3 protein-coding genes are annotated in these 3,346 nt (G+C 28.3%); all 3 read left to right on the top strand.

Features of this window, described 5'->3' with window-relative positions:
* A partial coding sequence (locus tag VJ881_08685) for a DUF5693 family protein (GenBank protein HKL76130.1) occupies positions 1 to 1,876 on the top strand: 1,876 nt, incomplete at its 5' end.
* A complete protein-coding gene (gene csaB / locus VJ881_08680) occupies positions 1,869 to 2,960 on the top strand; it encodes a polysaccharide pyruvyl transferase CsaB (GenBank protein HKL76129.1) in 1,092 nt (363 codons plus the stop codon). The genes VJ881_08685 and csaB, both read left to right, overlap by 8 nt.
* Before the next feature lie 10 nt (positions 2,961 to 2,970).
* The coding region (locus tag VJ881_08675; protein ID HKL76128.1) for a WecB/TagA/CpsF family glycosyltransferase at positions 2,971 to 3,346 on the top strand (376 nt) is incomplete at its 3' end.

Genomic DNA, 3,346 nt, shown 5'->3' with positions numbered 1-3,346 from the left:
GGTAGAAGAAAAAAATAATAATGTAGATTTAGTCTATGATATCAGACAGTTCCAGGAATTAAATAAAGATGAAGTTAAATTATCTTTTTCCACTTTAAAAGAATATGGAGTAAGTGGTATAGCAGTTTATGAAGATACTCTACAAAATCTTCAAAATAGCAAAGATATACAGATAATCAGAGGAGAAGAACTAATTAAAAGAAAAATGATTTCTGAAATAAAAGAGATTTATGAAAATTTTTCCTATGATTCTGATTCAGCTTTTTTAATATTTGAAGGAGAAAGTTTGATTAAAAGAGCAGAAAATTCAATCAATAGCTGGGAAAAGTTAATAAATATAGAAATCAAGTCTAAAGGCTTTGAAAAAAATAAATTATTAGTATTTTTTCCAGAGTGGGGATATGAATATCTTTCTCTTTCTCTTGGTTTTGACAATGATTTAATTTCTGAAATAGAAAAAAGCGGACTAAAAGTTATCCCAAGAGTTATTAATGATGAAAATAGTATTAATTGGGATGATAAAAATGATCAACTTCTTTTAAAAAATATTACTGCTGATTATACTATTTTTGCTGGAAATACAATCAGTGGTTATAATCATAATTTGGCTGAAACAGCTGAGATATTAAAAAACAATAATATAAAATTTGCGAAAATAGAATCTTTTATTGCCAAACAAAAAGGAGCGGAAAATCTTGGCCATCTTTTAGAATATGATTTACTGCGGGTACATAGTATAGAACAGGCAGAAATGGAAAAATATAATTCAAAAAAAGTTGTTGACCGCTATTTAAGAGCAGTAAGAGAAAGAGATGTCCGCATCCTATATTTAAAACCATTTTTAGAAACTAAAGATGATTTAAAAATAGCTGAATTAAATAAAAACTTTTTGAATGATTTAACTACCGGTCTAAAAAATGAAGGTTTTAGTATAGGTAGTGCTCAAAGTTATGACTTTTTTTCAAATTCTCCATTAATGCTCTATTTGATTGGATTGGGTATTGCTGTAATTGGAATTATACTTTTAGAAAAATTGCTTGGAGTAAAATTTAATAGACTATTTTACTTATTGCTCTTTTTCGTAATTATTGCTATAAGTGGTTTTATATATATAGATAAAATAATGTTTTTACGAAAACTTCTTGCTTTAGGTAGTAGTGTGGTTTTCCCTGCATTTGCAATTATAACTCAATTTATTGACAAAAAAGAAAATTATTTAAAATCTTTTGGAAAGACAATTTTAATTTCATTAACTGGAGCTTTATTAATGGCAGCCAGTCTTTCTCATTTGAGTTTTTTAGCAGGTATCGACAAATTCAGAGGTGTAAAAGTAGCCTTTTTACTACCTTTAATTTTGGTATTATGGTATTATTTAAGAAAAGAATTTTTGAATAATAATAGTTTAAAAGAAAATTATAAACTTCTAAAAGACTTTCTTGATTATAGAATAAAGGTCAGGGATATTTTAATTGTAGGTTTTTTAGGTCTGGCAGCAATAATTTATCTGGCCAGATCAGGTAATTTTTCCTTTATCCCGGTTTTGGATATAGAAAGCTGGTTCAGGGAATTTCTGGAGGATATTTTATATGTTAGACCTCGTTTTAAGTCGTTTTTGATTGGTCATCCTATTTTACTTTTAGGATTATATTTTAAAGATAAAATTAAGGCATTTATGATTATGATTCCGGTCCTGGTATTTGCAACAATTGGACAGATAACTGTTATAAATACTTTTGCCCATATTCATATTCCTTTAAAAATATCTTTGATTAGAAGTTTCCATGGTGTCTGGTTGGGGCTTTTAATTGGATTTATTTTTATTTACCTATTTAAATATTTAAATAAAGTTAGGGAAAGGTGGCTTCTGGATGACTAAAAAAATTGTTATATCCGGTTATTACGGATTTGATAATTTAGGTGATGAGGCCATTCTTTATTCAATGATCAATCTTTTTCAGGAAAAAAGCAATGATATTGAAATAACAGTTTTATCCCAGTCACCTGCCCTTACCTCTCAGCGGTATGGAGTACGGGCTGTAAAACGTAATGATTTTAGTAAAATAATAAAAACACTTAAATCTTCAGATATATTTTTGAGTGGAGGAGGTAGTCTTCTTCAGGATGTAAGTAGTGTTCGTTCTGTTATTTATTATTTGGCTTTAGTTTTTTTGGCTGATATGCTGGGAAATAAAACTGTTTTTTATGCTCAGGGTATTGGACCTTTAAATAAAAAAATTTCCCGTAAAATGGTTAAATGGATTGGGAATAGAACTGATTTAATTACTGTTCGTGACCATAATTCAGCTCAATTATTAAAAAAAATTGGGATAAAAGAAAACTTAATAAAAGAAACTGTTGACCCTGTATATGGGATAAAAGTAGTACAGCCTAAAAAAATAATAACTGATTTTTTAAAAAAGGAAAAAATAGATAGAGATTCAACTCCTATAATTGGAGTTTCACCTCGCAACTGGAAAAATAATGGTTATCTAGATAGTATGGCCCAGGCTGCTGATTATCTTCAGCAAAAAAGTGAGGGTCAAATAATTATTTTACCTATGCATTTAACAGAGGATCTAAAAGTCTGCCAAAAATTAAAAGAAAAGATGGAAAAACCGGCTCTAATCTTAAAAAAACAACTGGAACCGGCAGAAATGATTTCATTTTTTCAAACTTTTGATTTTTTCCTGGGAGTAAGATTACACTCCCTTATTTTTTCTGCAATTAATGAAGTTCCGTTTGTAGGTATAAGTTATGATCCTAAAGTTGATAGTTTATTAGAGGATCTTAATTTGGAAACACAGTTAACTACTGAAAATTGCAATTATAGTGATTTAAAAGAGATTATAGATAATTACTGGAATAATAAAGAAAAAATCAGCAGTAATTTAGCTAAAAAAATGAAAAATTATAGAAAAGAAGCTGTAGCTAATGTAGAAAAAATTTTGAATCTGATTTAAGGAGTTAAAAATGAAAGCAAATAAAGTTGATATTTTGGGAGTAAAAATAAATAAGATTTCAATGAAAGAAAGTTGTGCTGAAATTTTTTCTTATATTGATAAGAATAAAAAGGCTGTAGTTGTAACTCCCAATGCTGAAATGATTATGAGAGCCAGAAAAAATGATGAATTGGCCAAAATTTTGAATGGTGCAGATTTAAGTTTGCCAGATGGAGCTGGTGTTTTATTAGCTTCCAATCTTTTTAATTTAGATATTGAGGAAAGAGTATCTGGGTTTGATATTTTAACAGAAATACTTAGTTATTCTGATTATAATAGAGATTATTCTGTATATTTTCTGGGAGGTAAGCCAGGGATTGCAGAAAAAATGGTAAAAAAATTAAAAG

Source organism: Halanaerobiales bacterium, assembly GCA_035270125.1.
GTDB lineage: Bacteria > Bacillota > Halanaerobiia > Halanaerobiales > DATFIM01 > DATFIM01.
The sequence above is the reverse complement of the archived record's forward strand: the minus strand, read 5'-3'. Positions and strand labels throughout refer to the sequence as shown.